Source organism: Algimonas arctica (assembly GCF_014652695.1).
Lineage (GTDB): Bacteria > Pseudomonadota > Alphaproteobacteria > Caulobacterales > Maricaulaceae > Litorimonas > Litorimonas arctica.
The window spans coordinates 68,166-84,668 of sequence record NZ_BMZH01000011.1 but is presented as its reverse complement, the minus strand read 5'-3'; the positions used below and the strand labels follow the sequence as shown (position 1 = coordinate 84,668).

The following is a 16,503-nucleotide window of genomic DNA, read 5'->3' as shown; positions in this document are numbered from 1 at the left end:
GCTTGTGCGGGCTTGCGCGCATCCTGTCTAGATCATCGGGTCGCATTCGCTCTATAAGGCCTGTGTGTACCAGTCGATCGACAATGATAATTCAGACAATGATGCCGCCGATACAGGCGCAGTAAAGGTATGGTTGTGGCCGTCTATTGCCGCCGCGATAGCCCTGCTTGCCCTTGTCGGGTGGCTCTATGCCTCGAGCCTTGGTGAGACAGTCGGGCAGAGCGACCCGATTGGGCCAGAGCCGGAAGCGCGAACAACATATCTCCGCGCGTTGGCTGAAAATGACCCCGCTTTGCGGCGCGCGCGGCTGACAGACTTTCTCAGCCAATACCCCGAAAACCCGCGGGACGGTGCGGTTCGTGCGCAATTGGATATCTTGGACGCGGCGGCGGATCGGGATTGGCAGGCCACACTGACGACCGCTTATGATCCGCGCTTTGACATTATCACACGACGCTCTGCCGTCGCTGCCTATCAACGCGAGTGGGGCCGTTATCTCGGGGCAAGAGACACGGAAATCGAGACTTTATTAGCTGAGATTGAAACCATGCCCGTCGGAGCCGATATTCCCGACCGGACCCTCCCGCGCGATCCGGAGGCTTATCGCGGCATTCCCAATGACCGCTTAGCCGGAGATCGCTATGGTATTGAGCCGAGCATTATCTTCCGTTCATCCTCTGAGAATCGTGAGCCGACGCGGGCGTTAACCGGCGACATCATCGGCCCGCGCGTGCGCCGGAATGAAACGCCGCGCTATCCGCGCCGCGCTCTACGACGCGGAGTCGAAGCGGTTGTCACCTTGTCCTTGACCATCAATGAGTCCGGTCGCGTCGAAACGGTGGAATTGGTCGAGGTTGATGCATCACGCTATGCCGATGACTTTGTCAAAGAAGCCGAGAGAGCCGCCCTTCGGACCGAGTTTGAGCCGCGCACAGTCGGCGGCATTGCCATTGAAACCGAGGGCGTCCGCAAGCGCTATCGGTTTGAACTCGACAATTAGGACCGGCTTTTATCGAGTGTCAGGCGGATACGAACACCCTCATTATGCCAATCATAGCTGACAGTGCCCCCCAATTGCGACGCACAGGCTTTGATTAGTTTAGAGCCATATCCAGTTGGCGCCGGATCGGGTTGCCCGGCCCGGTCACACTGCTCATCCCACAACAGCACCAACACCCCCTCGTCGCCCTCACTAACGCTTAGAGTCACATGACCCTCACTCTTTGCGTCGTTGTGGAGATTCCATGCGCCGTATTTCAGGGTGTTCGTCGTCCATTCGTGCAGAATTAAAGCCAAGGGCGTCACCGCGTTCTCTTTGAAAAATACGGTGGACCCGGAAGCATTGAACGTGTGCGCTTCGAGTAATTGCGCTTGGACCACTCGCGCAAAAATGTCGGCGGACGACATAGAGCGCGATGCGTCTATAGATTGGCTGATACTATAAGCGTGAGACATAGCCATGACCCGCTCTGACGCTTCCTGCGCGAACTCTCTCACGGACTCTGAACGGCCACGCGCACTTTGCCGCAACATGCCTTGCGTGATCGTAAACATATTTTTCATGCGGTGGTTTAGCTCATTCGCGATCACTTCGATTCGCTCGGCCGTATCAACCGCTTCTTCGGCATCGGCGACCGCCTTATCGGCGGATATCCATAAATAGATCGTCACAGCGCCCATAAGCGCGGCAAGCCCCAATAAGGCGGCGAGGAACGTTGATATCTTTTCGGTTCGCGCACCATAAGCAATTGATTGCTGCTCAGCCGCATCAGCGATCGCATAGGCCTCGCTTTTCCGGGATTGGATGGCTGCGCGTATGTCGCGCATGAAGTCCGCCCCCCGATCTGTTTGGATCATTCTGAGCGCCGCCCGGGGGTTTCCTGTTTCAAACAAGCGGATAGTCTCGTCCATCTCCGTGAGCTTGTAGTCGACCAGCTGACGCAACTCGCTATCTGTTCCGTCGCGGAACGCTAATTGCGCCCAATCCGTGGGTGTGGTCGCATCAAGGGAATCGCGAACCGATATATACGGGGCCAAATAGTCCCTGTCGCCTGTGAGCAAATAACCCCGCTGTCCGGTTTCAGCATCCAAAACACCCCCTTTTAGCTGATCTAACGCGTTAGAATAGGCGGTGGCCGATTTAACGACGGTGCGCGCATCATGCTCCGCATCAACAAACCGGACAAAGGTAAACAGCCCGATGCCCGCGACAACGGCAATAAGGATCGCAACGACGGTCGCTAGAAGACCTATAAGTTTTGTATTGATCATGGGTTCCAAAGCAAATCATAGCACTAAACCAAAATCGTAAGAGCCATAATTTCTTAAATCTGTAAAGCACTGGAAGGGGTCATGCTAGCCTTCGTCCCTATGCAAAGCATGCGTATCGACTTTTTCATAAATAAAGTGGCCATAAAAAAAGCCCGCTCAATGGCGGGCTTCTTCAAGTCTGTGTTTCACACTTACGTCTTCGGCTTTAGCCGAGCCCAAATGCGCTTGTAGGACAACCATAAGAGAAGCGCGAGGATCAACAGATATACCATCGACATCATGCCCGCTGACTTGCGTTCTGCCAATTTTGGATCGGCTGACCAGGCTAAAAACTCGACAACATCTGCGGCCATTTGCTCGACCGTCGCTTCGGGAGGATTCTGCCCCTCTGTCTCGCTTTGATATTCGAACACACCGACTTGAGGCTGGAGCTGCGGCCCCATGGCGATTTTACCGCCTTCCATCACAGGGTTATAATATTGGCCCGAGCTTGTGACGACTGAGTCAGGCTGAGGGTGATCATAAGCTAGCATCAGATTATACACATAATCCGCGCCATTATTGCGCGCCTTGACCATTACGGAGAGGTCAGGGGGGATAGCGCCATTATTGACATAAGCGGCTTCAGCGGTGTTGCGGTAAACGGGCGGGAACATGTCCGCTGGAATACCCGGACGTGAGATTTCAGACCCATCCTCTGGGTTTACATCGATAACCTCATATTCCGCTGCGATATTCTTAACGAGCGGGTTATCGTTCGGGTTCTCGTAGCGTTCGTCATAGAATGGACCGCCTTTGTCGCCAAGATGGCGAAACGCAAGATGATCCAGATTATGGCAAGAACGGCATACTTGTGCATATACATTATAGCCGCGCTGCATGGCTTCTTGGTCGTACGTGCCGGTGACACCACTCCAATGCCAATGTTTGTGAACCATCTCGTAGCCATCGGCGACACTGCCGCCAGAGGCGATTGCGATGCCAGTAAGTGATGCGACAGCAACGCCGCCAGCGATCATGAGATTTCGAACAGTCTTAAGTGCCATGATAAATTTTCCCGTATTTCGGTCCGTATTGCGCGTCGCCTACTCGGCGGGCGCCTGTACGGCTTCGGGTTTAGGCTTGTCGCCATGATCAAGGATCGACTGCGTAATTGACGCAGGCCGCTCCTCCGGATTCTCAACGAGGCCCAAAATCGGCAGGATCACGAGGAAATAGCCAAAGTAATAGATCGTCGCGATCTGGCTCAGACGATAGAATGACAAACCAAGAAAGGCATTATCATCCGGCGTTTCCGCGCCACACCAACCGAGAATAAAGCACATGAAGATGAAGATGAAGAAGAACCAGCGCGCGATAGGACGGAACCGCATAGAGCGCACACGTGACGTGTCGAGCCATGGCAAGACGAACAGAACGGCAATCGCCCCGACCATCAGCAAAATACCCGCCAGCTTATCTGGCACAGCGCGCAAGATCGCATAGAACGGCAGGAAGTACCATTCCGGCACGATGTGTGGCGGTGTCTTCAGCGGGTCGGCTTTGATCAGGTTATCCGCGTGACCGAGGGCGTCCGGCAAGTAGAATAAGAAGAACGCGAAGATCATTAGAAAGACCGTCACCGCCAACATATCCTTGACCGTAAAATACGGGTGGAAAGGCAGCGTATCGGTCTTAACCTTATCGGACACACCAATCGGATTGTTCGACCCGGTGACATGCAGCGCCCAAATGTGCAGACCGGACAGGGCCGCAATGACGAAAGGCAACAGGTAATGAAGCGAGTAGAACCGATTTAGCGTCGCATTATCGACGGCGTAGCCGCCTAACAACCATTGCTGCAATGATTCACCCACGACAGGAACGGCCCCAAAGAAGCCCGTAATCACAGTCGCACCCCAGAAGGACATTTGACCCCACGGCAAAGTATAGCCGAGGAATGCCGTTGCCATCATGACGAGGTAAATCAAGCACCCTAAAATCCACAATACTTCTCGCGGCGCTTTGTATGATCCATAATAAAGTGCGCGGAAAATGTGCATGTATACGGCCAAGAAGAACATCGAGGCGCCAACGGCGTGGGTCGATTGCATCAACCAGCCATAAGGCACGTCGCGGCGAATACGCTGCACGGAATCAAAGGCGTAATCGACGTGAGCGACATAATGCATGCCCAAAATCACGCCTGACGCGATCTGGACGATCAAGCAGAGCATCAAGATGCCGCCAAACGTCCACCAATAATTCAGGTTTCGAGGCGTTGGCATGGTCATGAAATCGGCGCCCATGCGCACAATTGGCAGGCGCTGGTCCATCCAGCGGGCTGCAGCCCATTTCGGTTCGTAAGTGGAATGTCCGCTCATCGTCTTGTTCTTCTCCTAGTCGGTTAACCGACTTTGATCACTGTGTCCGAGACATATTCGTAGGGCGGCACAAGCAAATTGCGTGGCGCGGGCCCCTTACGGATTCGACCCGATGTATCGTAGTGGCTACCGTGGCAGGGGCAGTACCAGCCATCATAATCGCCAGCTTCACCGACGGGCACACACCCAAAGTGTGTGCAGACGCCAACTTGGACGAGATATTGCGGCTTCAACGCGCCGTCAGGGCCCGCCACCAGTCGGGAATCATCGGTTGCCGGATCCGGCAACACAGCCAAATCTACGCTTTCCGCTTCCGCGATTTCGGTTGCTGTCCGGTGACGCACAAAGACCGGAGCCCCGCGCCAGAGAACTTTCAACTGCTGACCTTCAGCCACTTTGCTAACATCGATTTCAATCGATCCCAGGGCCAGCGTGTCCGCTGCTTTGCCCATTTGAGCAATCATCGGCCACACGATCGACGCGGCGCCGATTGCCCCTGCCGCACCTGCGGCAAGGAAGATGAAATCTCGTTTACTGTCGTCCGCGACGATATCGTCGTGATGGATCAAGCCCGTCTCGGCCATCGTTGCAACCTTCTTATTCGTTCCCAGATATGCGTGACAATCGCCCGAGGGCGCACGCATGTGACGCGTCTCTAGCGAGATATAAGATAGAATGCCACCCGAGAATGGCGTCATTCCGACGCAATTTTACAATGGAATGCAGTCAGTTGCGAACAGGTTGCAGTTTTCCGCGACCTCAGGCCAATTTTTTGGGCTTATTCAGCGGGATGAGCCGGCTCTTGCGCGTCTTCCCACGCCGCCAATATCGCCTCACTGCCCTGCCGTGAGCCATCATGGCTATACCCCGGAGGCGCAAAAACATAACCGATACGCTGACGGAGTGTCAGCCCCGGCTGTAAAGCGTCGCGGAAAATGGCGAACCACTCCGCCAGCGCGATCTTGACCGGGTTATACGTGTCAACATTCTTCACCAGGCCATAGACCATCGCTTCTTCATCGCGCTCTTCGATAAATGTTCCAAACATCCGATCCCAGACGATAAAAATGCCGGCATAATTCATATCGAGATGGGTCGGGTGGGTGCTGTGGTGGACACGGTGATGGCTGGGCGTGTTGAAGATAAACTCGAACCATCGCGGCATTTTCCGAATAGCTTCCGTATGGATCCAATATTGATAGAGTAAATTGATCGCGCCAACAAAGACGATCAAGAGTGGATGGAACCCCAGTAGAATCAATGGCGCCGACATCAGTACATAGCCCGTGAAATTACTGTTCCACGGCTGGCGCAAGGCGGTCGAGAGATTATAATGCTCACTACTATGGTGGACCACATGCGCGCTCCAGAACCAGCGGATACGGTGACTGGCGCGGTGTTTCCAGTAATACACAAAATCCTGTGCCACGATCGCCAACAGGATGACCGGCACACTGACGCCGAGATCAAGCAACCGGTACGGCCAAAGAATCAACAGGACGCCAAGGCTGATAAAGCCAAATAGCAAATCAGTGATCATATTCCCGAGCCCCATCGTCATGGACGTGATCGCGTCACGCCAGACGTAGCGCCCTTGCGCGCGGCCCCGGGCGACAAGCCACCATTCCAGCGTGACCGTGATCACGAAAAACGGCACAGCCCACGCTAAAACGTCGGGGAATGAGAGTTCAGTTTCCATTGATCCTATCACGACACCGTCACAAAAAATTTGTCAATCGACATAGGTGACGCATCACAGCTCTGCCATTAAGGAGGCCCCATGAAAGTTACGATGGTTGGTACAGGGTATGTCGGTTTAGTGTCAGGAGTTTGCTTTGCAGATTTCGGACACGAGGTCGTGTGTGTGGATAAAGACCCCGGTAAAATAGAGACACTCAATGCCGGCGGCGTCCCGATTTTCGAACCCGGTCTGGACGCGTTAATCGCGAAAAACGTCAAGGCCGGACGTCTATCCTTCACCACGGACCTCACTGCCGCGATGCAGGATACGGATGCCGTGTTCATCGCCGTCGGCACGCCGTCGCGGCGCGGAGACGGATATGCGGACTTATCTTACGTCTATGCTGCGGCCGAAGAAATTGCGGGACTGATTAAGGACTTCACCGTCGTCGTGACCAAATCCACGGTCCCCGTCGGCACGGGCGACGAAGTCGAACGCATTATGAGCGAGCACGTATCACGCGATCTGTTCGAGGTTGTCTCCAACCCCGAATTCCTGCGCGAAGGCGCGGCGATTGATGATTTCAAACGCCCCGACCGCGTGGTTGTTGGCACAACGGACGCGCGCGCCGTCGCCAAAATGCGCGAGCTGTATCGCCCGCTCTTTATCAACGAGACGCCAATTGTCTTCACCGAGCGCCGCACGTCAGAACTGACTAAATACGCCGCCAATGCGTTTCTGGCGACCAAGATCACTTTTATCAATGAAATCGCCGATCTGTGCGAAGCTGTCGGCGCGAATGTACAGGAAGTCGCGCGCGGAATCGGGCTGGACAAGCGCATTGGCAATAAATTCCTCCACGCCGGCCCCGGTTATGGTGGGTCGTGCTTTCCGAAAGATACGCTCGCCTTGGTGCGCACGGCAGAAGAGGCCAATGTCGCACTCTCTATCGTGTCATCCGTCATTGAGGCCAATGAATCCCGAAAACGCCGGATGGCGAACAAGATCGTCGCGGCGCTGGGCGGCGATGTTCACGGGCTGCGGATCTGCATACTCGGCCTCGCGTTTAAGCCCAACACGGATGATATGCGCGACGCGCCGTCACTCACGATTATTCCCCGCCTTGTCGATAAAGGCGCCGAGATTGTCGCCTATGACCCCGAAGCAATGGATGAAGCCAAGAAGACACTTCCCGATATTGAGTATGCCGATAGCGCGTTTCGCGCCATCGACGGCGCTGACGCGGTGGTGATCGCCACCGAATGGGATGAATTTCGCGCGCTAGATATGCGCCGGGTCAAATCCCTGCTCAACGCCCCCAATGTTATCGACCTCCGCAATATATATCGCGGCGAACAAATGCGCGGTCTTGGTTTTTCCTACACGAATGTCGGTTATCCAAAACCCAAGGAGACCTAAGATGAGTTCAAAAGTCCGTATCGCCGTCCTGCCTGTTGCTGGATTTGGAACACGCGTTCTACCCGCAACCAAAGTGGTGCCAAAGGAAATGCTGCCCGTCGTGGACCGCCCGGCGCTGCAATATGTGGTCGATGAGGCGCTGGACGCTGGAATCGAACATATTGTCTTTATTACCGGCCGGAACAAAGGTGCGATCGAAGATTATTTCGATGAAGCTTATGAGTTGGAACAAGCGCTGGTCACGAAAAATAAGACCGACATTGCCGATGAACTAAAACGGCTCCGGCCGCGCGAAGGTACGATGAGTTTTATTCGCCAGCAATCCGCGCGCGGTCTCGGCCATGCCGTGTGGTGCGCCCGCGATATTGTCGGTGATCAGCCTTTTGCCGTCTTACTCCCGGACGTCATTGTCAAAGCCGCTAACCCATCGGGTCCGGGTTGCTTAAAACAAATGATGGACGCCTATGATGACGTCGGCGGCAACATCATCGCTGTCGACGAAGTGCCAGAAGCCGAAGTCAGCAAATACGGCGTTATTGCGCCCAAAGGACAGATAGAAGGTCCGCTCATCGCAATGTCCGGTATGGTCGAAAAACCCAGTATCGAGGACGCCCCGTCGCGCTATAAAATCACCGGGCGATATATCCTTCAGCCGAAAGTCATGGAGCTCCTCGCCACGCAAGAGACCGGAGCAGGCGGCGAAGTCCAACTCACGGACGCGATGGCCCGCGCGATGGAGAGCGGCTCGCCCTTTCATGCGTTTGCTTATGAGGGCCAAGATTATGACTGCGGGTCCAAGCTTGGTTATTTCGAAGCCGTGCTCGCCCACGCGCTTGACCATCCAGAGATTAAAGACGGTGCCCGGGCCTTAATCAAAGCGGCGCAAGTCTAAGCCTTATTCTTTCTCAGGCGGATTTTCGCCGTCGATCAAATACCACGGCGCATCCCCGTAAGGTTGCGCCGGAATACCGTGCAGCGCGAGTAGCGCATCGCGGGCGGCATCGTGATAAATCGTTGCGTGACTTTCGCTGTCAGACCGATCCAAAAATGTCACCTCAATCGCGGGATTGGCGATGGCCGCATCCCGGAACGCCAATGTCCCCGCTTCCATCGTCCCGCCTTCATCCGCCATAGCCAGAACCAGACGTTTGCCCATGGGAGTGTCCGCTAAGGCCACCTCGGCCCGATTTGCCAACGCCCGGTCATCCCACCAACTGCTCGGCGAAATGGCGATATAATCCTCAAACAAATCCGGCTCAGCGGCCAAACTATCTATCACGAACAACCCCGCGAGCGATTCCCCCATCAACGCGGCGCGGCCGTCATAGCCCTTCGCTTGCACGAACGGCATCACCTCTGTCTTTAAGAACCGACGGAAATCCGCGGCCCCACCATAGCCTTCAAATTCGGCCTGATAGCGCGGATCCATTGGGTCCGGTGTGATCTCGCCATACCGATTATCGGTTTTCACACCGACAACAATGGCGGGGCTTCGTTCTCCATTGACCAGAGGGAGCTGCGACAAGGCCGCAATATGCACGAAATCCTGAGCCAAACCGCCATCGACTACATAGAGAACGGGCAAGGGGTCGGTAAAATACCCTTCCGCCCAGGCTGGCAAATCAGGGACATACAGATTGATTTCGCGCGGGCCGCCATAGACAGACGAATTGAGCGTATAGGATTGACCGAGGGTGATCGGCGCCCCCGCCATTATGGGTTGGTCTGAGGCAGACTGGATGGTTGCATCCGAACAGCTCGTCAGAGCGATGGCCGTCAGAATAGCGAGAGGTCGAAGGTTCATCGCGCGCTTATGCGCGGGACGGACCGAAACCTCAACCGCCTGCTAAATCCGCTAATAATTCGCCAGCAAAAATGACTTCACTAGGTTCACACAAGTCGGCCCAATCAAGGCGCATTTCCACGAAATCGAGTTTGGGGTCATGCTCCGCCGAGGCTTCGAACACGGCCAGTGATGGCCATTGCGCATAGGCAAAGAAAACGCCGGCGTCATCTTGGTGCAAACGCGAGCCAAGCGCGCCACATTCACGTTTCAGATAGTCGGTAATACCGGACCAGGTTTTAATGAAACGCGCGCTCGTATCGGCGGAGGGCTGACTGAGCGTGAAACGGTAGACGATACAATACATAGATCAGACATAGGTGTCCGGGGCGTTATTTCAACATTTAGAAAATTTAGTCTTTCAGCGATCTTAGGGGGCGTGGTCGCGCTGCATGCCCTATTGGTCCGCCATCGGGGCCATCTGGTCGCTTGTCATGCCGTGGATCATGCCGACCGTGGAGTGAATAGCCGCGAAATTCCCGTTGGCGTCAACGGCGATAATCCCGCCTTGGCCGTCCCGTCCCGGCCCGGCCGCATCCATCCCGTCGATCACGGCTTGCGTGGCGACACCTAACGATTGCGTGCCAAAGTCCATACGCGCGGCGACAGATCGCAGGGCCGTATGGCGGATGAAATATTCGCCGTGCCCTGTCGCGGACCCCGCCATCAGGCCGTTCGCGGCATACACACCCGCGCCAATAATTGGGCTGTCCCCGACCCGGCCCGGAATCTTACTGTCATAGCCGCCTGTGGACGTGCCCGCCGCCAAGTCACCACAACGGTCCAAAACCGCCGCGCCGACTGTGCCATGTTCTTTAATTTCTTTCGTCATCGCCCGGGTGAAATACTCCTCCGGCACGACTGTTTCTGCGCCGAGCGCTGTCACAGCCGCTTCGCCCCGATCGCCGACCATCATGACATGGCGGGTTTTATCCATAACCAAACGCGCGGCCCGAATGGGGTTTTTAATCCGGCGTTGCGACGCCACAGCCCCGGCATCCAACGTCCGCCCATCCATGATTGACGCATCGGTTTCGACATAGCCGGCGCTATTGGTGATTGCCGCTTTGCCGGCATTAAACAGACCTGAGTCTTCCATCGCGACGATGGCCGCTTCAACCGTGTCGATGGCGCGCGCACCGGAGTCTAACTCCGCGCGGCGCTCGGTGAGCATGGTTTTAATAAAGGCGAGCCGCTCCGGATAGGCTTTGCCCGACGAAGTGCCACCATGAACAATGATCGCAAAGCGGGTGCGGGCGTCACAAGACGAATCTTGCGCGAAGGTCGGCGTGGCCGTTGTGGCGAGGAGGGCGAGCGGCAGGAGATATTTCAGCATAAGGAAGAGTATGCCGTGCGGTCACGCTTTAGACAACACCAAGGATAGGGACGCTACGCCATCTCCGCCAATTTCGCCGCTTGATCTTCGGTTATCAGCGCGCCGATGACATCCCCAATCGCGTCACCCGCGACGATCTTGTCGAGATTATAAAGCGTGAGATTGATGCGGTGATCCGTCACGCGGCCTTGCGGATAATTATAGGTGCGAATGCGCTCTGACCGGTCGCCGGAGCCAATTTGTCCAGACCGGGCCTCGGAACGTTCAGCATCCTGTCGCGCTTTTTCCATGTCATACAGTTTCATCTTGAGCAGTCGCTCAGCATTGGCCCTGTTTTGGTGTTGGGATTTGGCGTCACAAAAAACGACAGTGCCGGTCGGCTCATGCGTCATGCGGACGGCGGAGTCGGTTTTGTTAACGTGCTGTCCGCCCGCACCAGACGCACGCAGCGTATCGACGCGCACATCATTCATGGAAAACCCAATATCGATATCTTCAACTTCGGGCAGCACGGCGACAGTTGCCGCCGACGTATGCACCCGGCCTTGTGTTTCGGTGACAGGCACACGTTGAACGCGGTGAACACCGGACTCAAACTTCATTTGGCCATAGACGCCTGCGCCGGAAATACTGGCGGAGATTTCCTTATACCCGCCCATGTCGGCCTCGGCCGCCGTTTCGATCTCGACCTTCCAGCCCTGTAAGTTGGCGTAGCGCTGATACATGGCGAACAGATCGCCCGCGAAAATCGCGGCTTCATCTCCGCCCGTACCTGCGCGAATTTCCAACACGATGGAGGCTTTATCGTCTTTGTCTTTCGGCAGGAGCAGTAGGGACACGTCGCGCTCCAGTCCGGGCAGACTGTCTTTGAGCGTTTGTAATTCATCCTTGGCCATAGCGGCCATTTCAGGATCGGACATCATGGCCTCGAGGTCTTCCATCTCGGCGCGCACGGACATGAGCGAGCGCACCCCGTCGGCAACGGGTTTCAGCTCGGCATAATCTTTGCCCAGCTGCACGATCTCGTCGCTCTCAGTCGTTACGCCCATGCGAGCTTCGATCTGTTCGAACCGATCGACGACTTGGCGGAGTTTTTCGTCAGGAATATGCATGGGGGCGAGTTACGATGTTGCGGCCAGATTGCAAGCCTAACGGGCTGTGGAGGGACGGATTGCCTAATATTCCGCCGTCAAACCCACGAACAGTGTGCGCGGGCGTCCGGGGAAATAGCGCTCATTTCCAAAAGCGAAATCAGCGCGGTCCGCATATTTCACATCAAAGATATTATCGATGCGGCCAAACAGGCGCAGCGTGTCGGATAGGTCATAAGACCCGCGCGCGACGAAAATGTCATGGCCGGGATATGAGGCCATATTCGCTTCGCTGGTGAAATACCGCCCAACGTGCCGCCATTCAACGCCGGCGCCAATCCGGTCAAAATTCGCCATCAGTCGCATCGTCCCGAGCGTATTGGGGGCGGTGTCGATGTCATTGCCGCGTTGAATATTACTGGACGGGTCATCAAACGCATACGTCTGGTCTGAGACGGCCCATTCACCCGAGGCTGACAACCAATCGGTCAGCGGCGCGGCAAAGGAAAATTCGACGCCTGTGTGGCGCGTCTTGCCATCTGTGACATTGAAACCCGCCGCATTACGGAAGAAGAAATTATCCTTCCACATCGTATAAGCGGCAACTTCGAAGCGTGATGCGCCGCGCACGAAGCGCACACCGCCCTCCAGACTGTCCAGTGTTTCCACTCCCGCCTGCCCGGGCTCCTGATTTTGCACGACGGCATAAAGATCGGTGGTTTGAGGCGCGCGCGAGCCCCGCGCGGCGCGAGCGAACAGGGTAATATTGTCAGCGGCGGCATAGGTCAGGCCGAGCTTTGGCGTCAGGGTGAAATAATCGTCCGTGCGGTCAGCCGCGCGGATGAATCGCCCCGACACGCCCGGCGCGGCCTGAGTATCATAGTTATAGGCCGTATATTCCCCGCGCGCGCCGAGATCGATCCGCAACCGATCAAGCTCAAACGATTTCTGCGCGTAACCGGCCAATACGACAGCCTTCACATCATAGTCAAAATGAAGCCCTTGAACGAAGGAGAATTGATTGGGGTTGTCTTGGAATTCATAAAGGAAGCCATTGGAATATTCCCCGTCCACACCCACCGACCAATCGTCTCCGATTAGCGCTGTCTGCAAACCAAATGATGTGTGGCCATTCTTTTCCAGCGCTTGCCCCGGCACAAAGTGGCGTAAGAAGCGCAACTCCGCGCGGCGCGCATAGGGAGTTAGTACGAGGCGGTTGTCACCTAGCTGACGCGACAACTGAACCTGCGCGCGGTAGTTTTTGCCGTCGCGGAACGCTTCGGGATTGGGGTTGGTGTAACGGACGTCGTCATCACGGTAGGCCTCAGGTCCTTCAATAAACCCTGCCGTTTCCTGATTAAGATTATTAAAGCCCGCAATCGCGTCCACGTCCCAAACACCCAAACCAGCTGTGTAGCGTAGCTCTGCCTTCTGTTGATCAAACCCACTCGCGTCGCGAAAGCCATCATCATGCGCGAGGCTAAACGAGGCGCGAAGATTATCCGTGACATCATGCCCCACGGTCAGCCGACCATACCCGTCTTCGCTCCCCATGATCGTCACCCGGCTGCCGGAACCCGGTTTCGGCGTCACGACATTGATCAATCCGTGCACAGCGTTGGAGCCATATTCGGCGGGTCCCGGCCCTTTGAACACTTCGATCTGTTGCGCGAATTCTGTGCCCGCTTCGAACAGGCCATTGACGTTGGCAAAGCCTGCCGCGCGCAAAGCAATACCGTTTTCCAAGAATAGAAAACTCCCCGCGCCTGCCCCGCCCGTCAATACGGGCGAGCGGATCGCGGTCAGATGTTCTTGCCCGGACCCCCGGTGAATATTGACGCCCGCGACTGAATTGAGGGCTTCGCTCGGATGCACGAGCACGCGAGTGTCTTCGGCAGAAATAAGGTCAATGGATTCCGGTCGGGCCTCAGCGGTATCCAACTGGTCGGTGACGGTAATAACATCCAGTCTGGACGGTGTGATTATAATCTCGCCGTCCGGCCCTGTTTGCACATAGCTTTGAACCTGCGCGTGCGATGACACGGCCGTGACAGCTATTGCTGCGCTGGCCAAAAGGACAGACAATATTCTCATGACGATTGCCCCAACATCGCGGCAATGCGCCGAATATAGCTTTGAATTACTAGCGGGTCCGTGCCGTCAAAACCCATCGTCGCCAGCATATTCGCCGACCCATAGAGTATTCGCGCCTCGGTCCGGCGATCAGGGACATTCGGCACATAGGCTTCGAGGCGGTCGAGCACACGATCTTGAAAATCGAGATAGAGCGGGCGGATATCCGGATCGAACGACACTTCCCATTTCAGGAACGTCTTAGCGACTGAGGGATGATCGCGCACCAGCTGCGCATAAGCCGCCGCCATGGCGAGAATACGATCTTCGACAGACAATGATTGCGGTGATATCTGCGCGAACAAATCGTCGATCAGCACTTCGATCTCTGCCAGTACGGCCCGCACCAAAACCTCGCGGGTCGGAAAATAGTTAAACACGGTCGGCGTCGACACGCCGGCGCGTTTAGAAATATCCCCATGTCCTGCGCGCTCCAGCCCCATTTCGGCGAAAACGTCGATCGCCGTTGCGAGCAATTGTGCCCGCCGCGCGTCGGGCGAGAGCCGCTTGCGCCGCGCGTTTATCTTCGTTTTATCAGGACCGTCACTCATGGCGCGGCCTTGCCGACTAGGGAGACAGATTTCAAGCACTGTGCGCTGGCGACGACGCGATTGCGTCGCACATATCGCGCCTATTGACAAAATCGTCACTTAAGTTATTGAGTAATTTGTCAACAAGGACTTTTATTATGACCGCGACAGCCCCCGCTCACCCCCACGCCTCTGCGAAACGCCATCTATGGCTTATTTCGCTGACCTATCCGACGCTGCCGTTATTGGGGTTATGGTTGGCGATCACGTTGGACCAACCCGCGTGGGTTTGGTTGACCACGGCCATCATCTTCATTGTCATGCCAATCCTTGATCACCTTATCGGCGACGATAAAAATGATGTTCTTGGCCTGATGGAAGATGAAGCAAGCCAGTCACTGTTCTACCGCTATATGGTCCACGGGCTGCTGCCGTTAATCTATCTCACATGGCTAGTCGGGGCCTGGGCAGCGGTGAGTTTCGATTGGCCGTGGTGGGCCTATCTCGGACTTGGCATCAGTCACGGATGGGGGCTGACGTTTGCGATTAATAGCGCGCATGAAACCGGTCACAAACCGGATAAGATAAGCAAGTGGGTTGCGCTGCTGATGCTCGCCCCGTCTTTTTTGGGCCATTTCCGCGTTGAACATAACACCGGCCATCATAGCGATGTGTCCACCCCGCGCGATCACGCGACGGCCCGGTTCGGCGAGAGCTATTGGACGTTCATCACCCGCGAAATCCCCGGCGCATGGAGTCGCAGCTGGCGCATCGAGAGCAAGCGCGCGTCCCGCAAAGGCTACTCGAAATGGTCGCTAAAGAATGAAGTCGTGCAAACGGTCTTACTACAGATCATTATTTGGGGTGCGGTCATCGCGACCTTCGGACTCGCTGTTCTACCCTATCTCCTCATCGCGATGGTGATTTCTGTGACGGCCCTGTCGAGTCAGAACTACCTCGCCCATTACGGCCTGCTGCGGGACAAACGCCCGGACGGGAAATACCTCCCGGCGCGCCCACAGCATAGCTGGAACACGAATAGCCTTTTGACCAATATAACCAGCTACAATCTCGCAAGGCATAGCGATCACCACGCGCATCCGTCACGCCATTACCAATATTTGCGTAACTTCACCGATGTGCCGACCCTGCCCTATGGCTACGGCGCCATGTATTTGCTTGCCTATGTTCCTCCGCTTTGGCGTCGGGTCATGGACCCTCGTGTGCTCGCCAACGTCAACGGCGATATGAGCAAGGTCCTGACGAAAGAGTTAGCGTTGGCGGAAGGCGAAAAACGCTGATAGTCCGCTCTCATGCGCTGGGCAGAGCTAAAAGATTATGATGTGCTCGGGCAGCTTATGTTTGACGCCATCCATTCCGACCCGTCGCCCTATAGCGATGCCGAACGATTGGCGTGGCGGGACACGCCATACGCAGGTCGCGACTGGCATACGCGTCTTGTCCGCAAACGTGTGTTGATCGCGGAGGAGGACGACACGTCCGTTGGGTTTCTGAGCCTCGAGTCCGGCGGCTATATTGATTTAGGTTATATTCTACCCCGCGCGCGGGGACGCGGATGGTTTCGAAAACTATTCGAGAAGGTCGAGCATGAGGCGCGCGCAATGGGCGAAACGCGTCTTCACACCCACGCGAGCCTTGCCGCCGAAGGCCCGTTTAAGTCGGTCGGGTTCCACGTCACAGAACGCGAAATTGTCGCCTTGAACGGTCAATTGTTGCGCCGCGCGGCGATGGAAAAGCCCCTGATATAATTAGGTTTGACTTTCTAAGCATGGGCACACGCATTGACTTACGCACTCCAGACGCTTAGCCGCGCCC

General features: G+C 55.9%; 16 protein-coding genes. 5 read left to right on the top strand and 11 right to left on the bottom strand.

The annotated features are described in order from the left end of the window. Positions 1-64: 64 nt before the first annotated feature. A complete protein-coding gene (locus IE105_RS12245) occupies positions 65-1,000 on the top strand; it encodes an energy transducer TonB (RefSeq protein WP_189498881.1) in 936 nt (311 codons plus the stop codon). On the opposite strand, the gene IE105_RS12240 is transcribed toward IE105_RS12245, so the two are convergent. The 5 genes from IE105_RS12240 to IE105_RS12220 all read right to left on the bottom strand — a co-directional run bounded on the left by IE105_RS12240 (position 997) and on the right by IE105_RS12220 (position 6,333). Further along, on the bottom strand, positions 997-2,271 hold the full coding sequence (locus IE105_RS12240) for a sensor histidine kinase (protein WP_189498879.1): 1,275 nt from the start codon (positions 2,269-2,271) through the stop codon (positions 997-999). The two genes, IE105_RS12245 and IE105_RS12240, sit on opposite strands and share 4 nt — an antisense overlap. Positions 2,272-2,462: 191 nt before the next feature. After that, positions 2,463-3,317: a cytochrome c1 gene (locus tag IE105_RS12235; protein WP_189498877.1), complete on the bottom strand. Its 855-nt coding sequence runs from the start codon at positions 3,315-3,317 to the stop codon at positions 2,463-2,465. Positions 3,318-3,356: 39 nt separating this feature from the next. Further along, positions 3,357-4,634 carry a cytochrome b gene (locus tag IE105_RS12230; RefSeq protein ID WP_189498875.1) on the bottom strand — a complete coding sequence of 426 codons (1,278 nt, stop codon included), beginning with the start codon at positions 4,632-4,634 and terminating at the stop codon, positions 3,357-3,359. 23 nt (positions 4,635-4,657) lie between these two features. Next, positions 4,658-5,218, bottom strand: a complete 561-nt coding sequence (gene petA / locus IE105_RS12225) for a ubiquinol-cytochrome c reductase iron-sulfur subunit (RefSeq protein WP_189498937.1) — start codon at positions 5,216-5,218, stop codon at positions 4,658-4,660. Positions 5,219-5,412: 194 nt separating this feature from the next. Further along, positions 5,413-6,333, bottom strand: a complete 921-nt coding sequence (locus tag IE105_RS12220; protein ID WP_189498873.1) for a sterol desaturase family protein — start codon at positions 6,331-6,333, stop codon at positions 5,413-5,415. Positions 6,334-6,414: 81 nt separating this feature from the next. Between IE105_RS12220 and IE105_RS12215 the strand changes: the two genes are divergently transcribed. Both IE105_RS12215 and galU read left to right on the top strand, forming a co-directional pair. Continuing rightward, complete coding sequence (locus IE105_RS12215; RefSeq protein ID WP_189498871.1) at positions 6,415-7,734, top strand: UDP-glucose dehydrogenase family protein; 1,320 nt, start codon at positions 6,415-6,417, stop codon at positions 7,732-7,734. Position 7,735: 1 nt separating this feature from the next. Further along, the gene (galU, locus tag IE105_RS12210; RefSeq protein WP_189498870.1) at positions 7,736-8,626 is read left to right on the top strand and encodes a UTP--glucose-1-phosphate uridylyltransferase GalU; all 891 of its coding nucleotides are present in this window, start codon (positions 7,736-7,738) and stop codon (positions 8,624-8,626) included. Positions 8,627-8,629: 3 nt separating this feature from the next. Here the strand turns inward: galU and IE105_RS12205 are convergent, their stop codons facing one another. The 6 genes from IE105_RS12205 to IE105_RS12180 form a co-directional block, all read right to left on the bottom strand. Beyond that, positions 8,630-9,538 (bottom strand): alpha/beta hydrolase, encoded by a 909-nt coding sequence (locus IE105_RS12205; protein WP_189498868.1) that lies wholly within the window; start codon positions 9,536-9,538, stop codon positions 8,630-8,632. A 31-nt stretch (positions 9,539-9,569) separates the two neighbouring features. Then, positions 9,570-9,884 carry a hypothetical protein gene (locus IE105_RS12200; protein WP_189498865.1) on the bottom strand — a complete coding sequence of 105 codons (315 nt, stop codon included), beginning with the start codon at positions 9,882-9,884 and terminating at the stop codon, positions 9,570-9,572. A gap of 90 nt (positions 9,885-9,974) precedes the next feature. Next, on the bottom strand, positions 9,975-10,913 hold the full coding sequence (locus tag IE105_RS12195; RefSeq protein WP_189498864.1) for an isoaspartyl peptidase/L-asparaginase family protein: 939 nt from the start codon (positions 10,911-10,913) through the stop codon (positions 9,975-9,977). A gap of 53 nt (positions 10,914-10,966) precedes the next feature. After that, complete coding sequence (gene prfA, locus IE105_RS12190; RefSeq protein ID WP_189498862.1) at positions 10,967-12,025, bottom strand: peptide chain release factor 1; 1,059 nt, start codon at positions 12,023-12,025, stop codon at positions 10,967-10,969. A gap of 63 nt (positions 12,026-12,088) precedes the next feature. Beyond that, on the bottom strand, positions 12,089-14,098 hold the full coding sequence (locus tag IE105_RS12185) for a TonB-dependent receptor (protein WP_189498860.1): 2,010 nt from the start codon (positions 14,096-14,098) through the stop codon (positions 12,089-12,091). Then, complete coding sequence (locus tag IE105_RS12180; protein ID WP_189498858.1) at positions 14,095-14,688, bottom strand: TetR/AcrR family transcriptional regulator; 594 nt, start codon at positions 14,686-14,688, stop codon at positions 14,095-14,097. Before IE105_RS12180 ends, IE105_RS12185 begins: the two co-directional genes overlap by 4 nt. Positions 14,689-14,825: 137 nt before the next feature. Here IE105_RS12180 and IE105_RS12175 point away from each other — a divergent pair, with 137 nt between their 5' ends. Then, positions 14,826-15,968, top strand: coding sequence for an alkane 1-monooxygenase (locus IE105_RS12175; RefSeq protein ID WP_189498856.1), 1,143 nt, complete (start codon positions 14,826-14,828; stop codon positions 15,966-15,968). Between the two features lie 12 nt (positions 15,969-15,980). Then, positions 15,981-16,436 carry a GNAT family N-acetyltransferase gene (locus tag IE105_RS12170; RefSeq protein WP_189498854.1) on the top strand — a complete coding sequence of 152 codons (456 nt, stop codon included), beginning with the start codon at positions 15,981-15,983 and terminating at the stop codon, positions 16,434-16,436. The last annotated feature ends 67 nt before the right edge of the window (positions 16,437-16,503 follow it).

Excerpts from the sequence above, each read along its gene's own strand:
- IE105_RS12170 (WP_189498854.1), top strand. The coding sequence starts at position 15,981 with ATGCGCTGGGCAGAGCTAAAAGATTATGATGTGCTCGGGCAGCTTATG.
- IE105_RS12235 (WP_189498877.1), bottom strand. The coding sequence starts at position 3,317 with ATGGCACTTAAGACTGTTCGAAATCTCATGATCGCTGGCGGCGTTGCT.
- IE105_RS12230 (WP_189498875.1), bottom strand. The coding sequence starts at position 4,634 with ATGAGCGGACATTCCACTTACGAACCGAAATGGGCTGCAGCCCGCTGG.
- IE105_RS12200 (WP_189498865.1), bottom strand. The coding sequence starts at position 9,884 with ATGTATTGTATCGTCTACCGTTTCACGCTCAGTCAGCCCTCCGCCGAT.
- prfA (WP_189498862.1), bottom strand. The coding sequence starts at position 12,025 with ATGCATATTCCTGACGAAAAACTCCGCCAAGTCGTCGATCGGTTCGAA.
- IE105_RS12195 (WP_189498864.1), bottom strand. The coding sequence starts at position 10,913 with ATGCTGAAATATCTCCTGCCGCTCGCCCTCCTCGCCACAACGGCCACG.
- galU (WP_189498870.1), top strand. The coding sequence starts at position 7,736 with ATGAGTTCAAAAGTCCGTATCGCCGTCCTGCCTGTTGCTGGATTTGGA.
- IE105_RS12205 (WP_189498868.1), bottom strand. The coding sequence starts at position 9,538 with ATGAACCTTCGACCTCTCGCTATTCTGACGGCCATCGCTCTGACGAGC.
- IE105_RS12220 (WP_189498873.1), bottom strand. The coding sequence starts at position 6,333 with ATGGAAACTGAACTCTCATTCCCCGACGTTTTAGCGTGGGCTGTGCCG.
- IE105_RS12185 (WP_189498860.1), bottom strand. The coding sequence starts at position 14,098 with ATGAGAATATTGTCTGTCCTTTTGGCCAGCGCAGCAATAGCTGTCACG.
- petA (WP_189498937.1), bottom strand. The coding sequence starts at position 5,218 with ATGGCCGAGACGGGCTTGATCCATCACGACGATATCGTCGCGGACGAC.
- IE105_RS12180 (WP_189498858.1), bottom strand. The coding sequence starts at position 14,688 with ATGAGTGACGGTCCTGATAAAACGAAGATAAACGCGCGGCGCAAGCGG.
- IE105_RS12240 (WP_189498879.1), bottom strand. The coding sequence starts at position 2,271 with ATGATCAATACAAAACTTATAGGTCTTCTAGCGACCGTCGTTGCGATC.
- IE105_RS12215 (WP_189498871.1), top strand. The coding sequence starts at position 6,415 with ATGAAAGTTACGATGGTTGGTACAGGGTATGTCGGTTTAGTGTCAGGA.
- IE105_RS12175 (WP_189498856.1), top strand. The coding sequence starts at position 14,826 with ATGACCGCGACAGCCCCCGCTCACCCCCACGCCTCTGCGAAACGCCAT.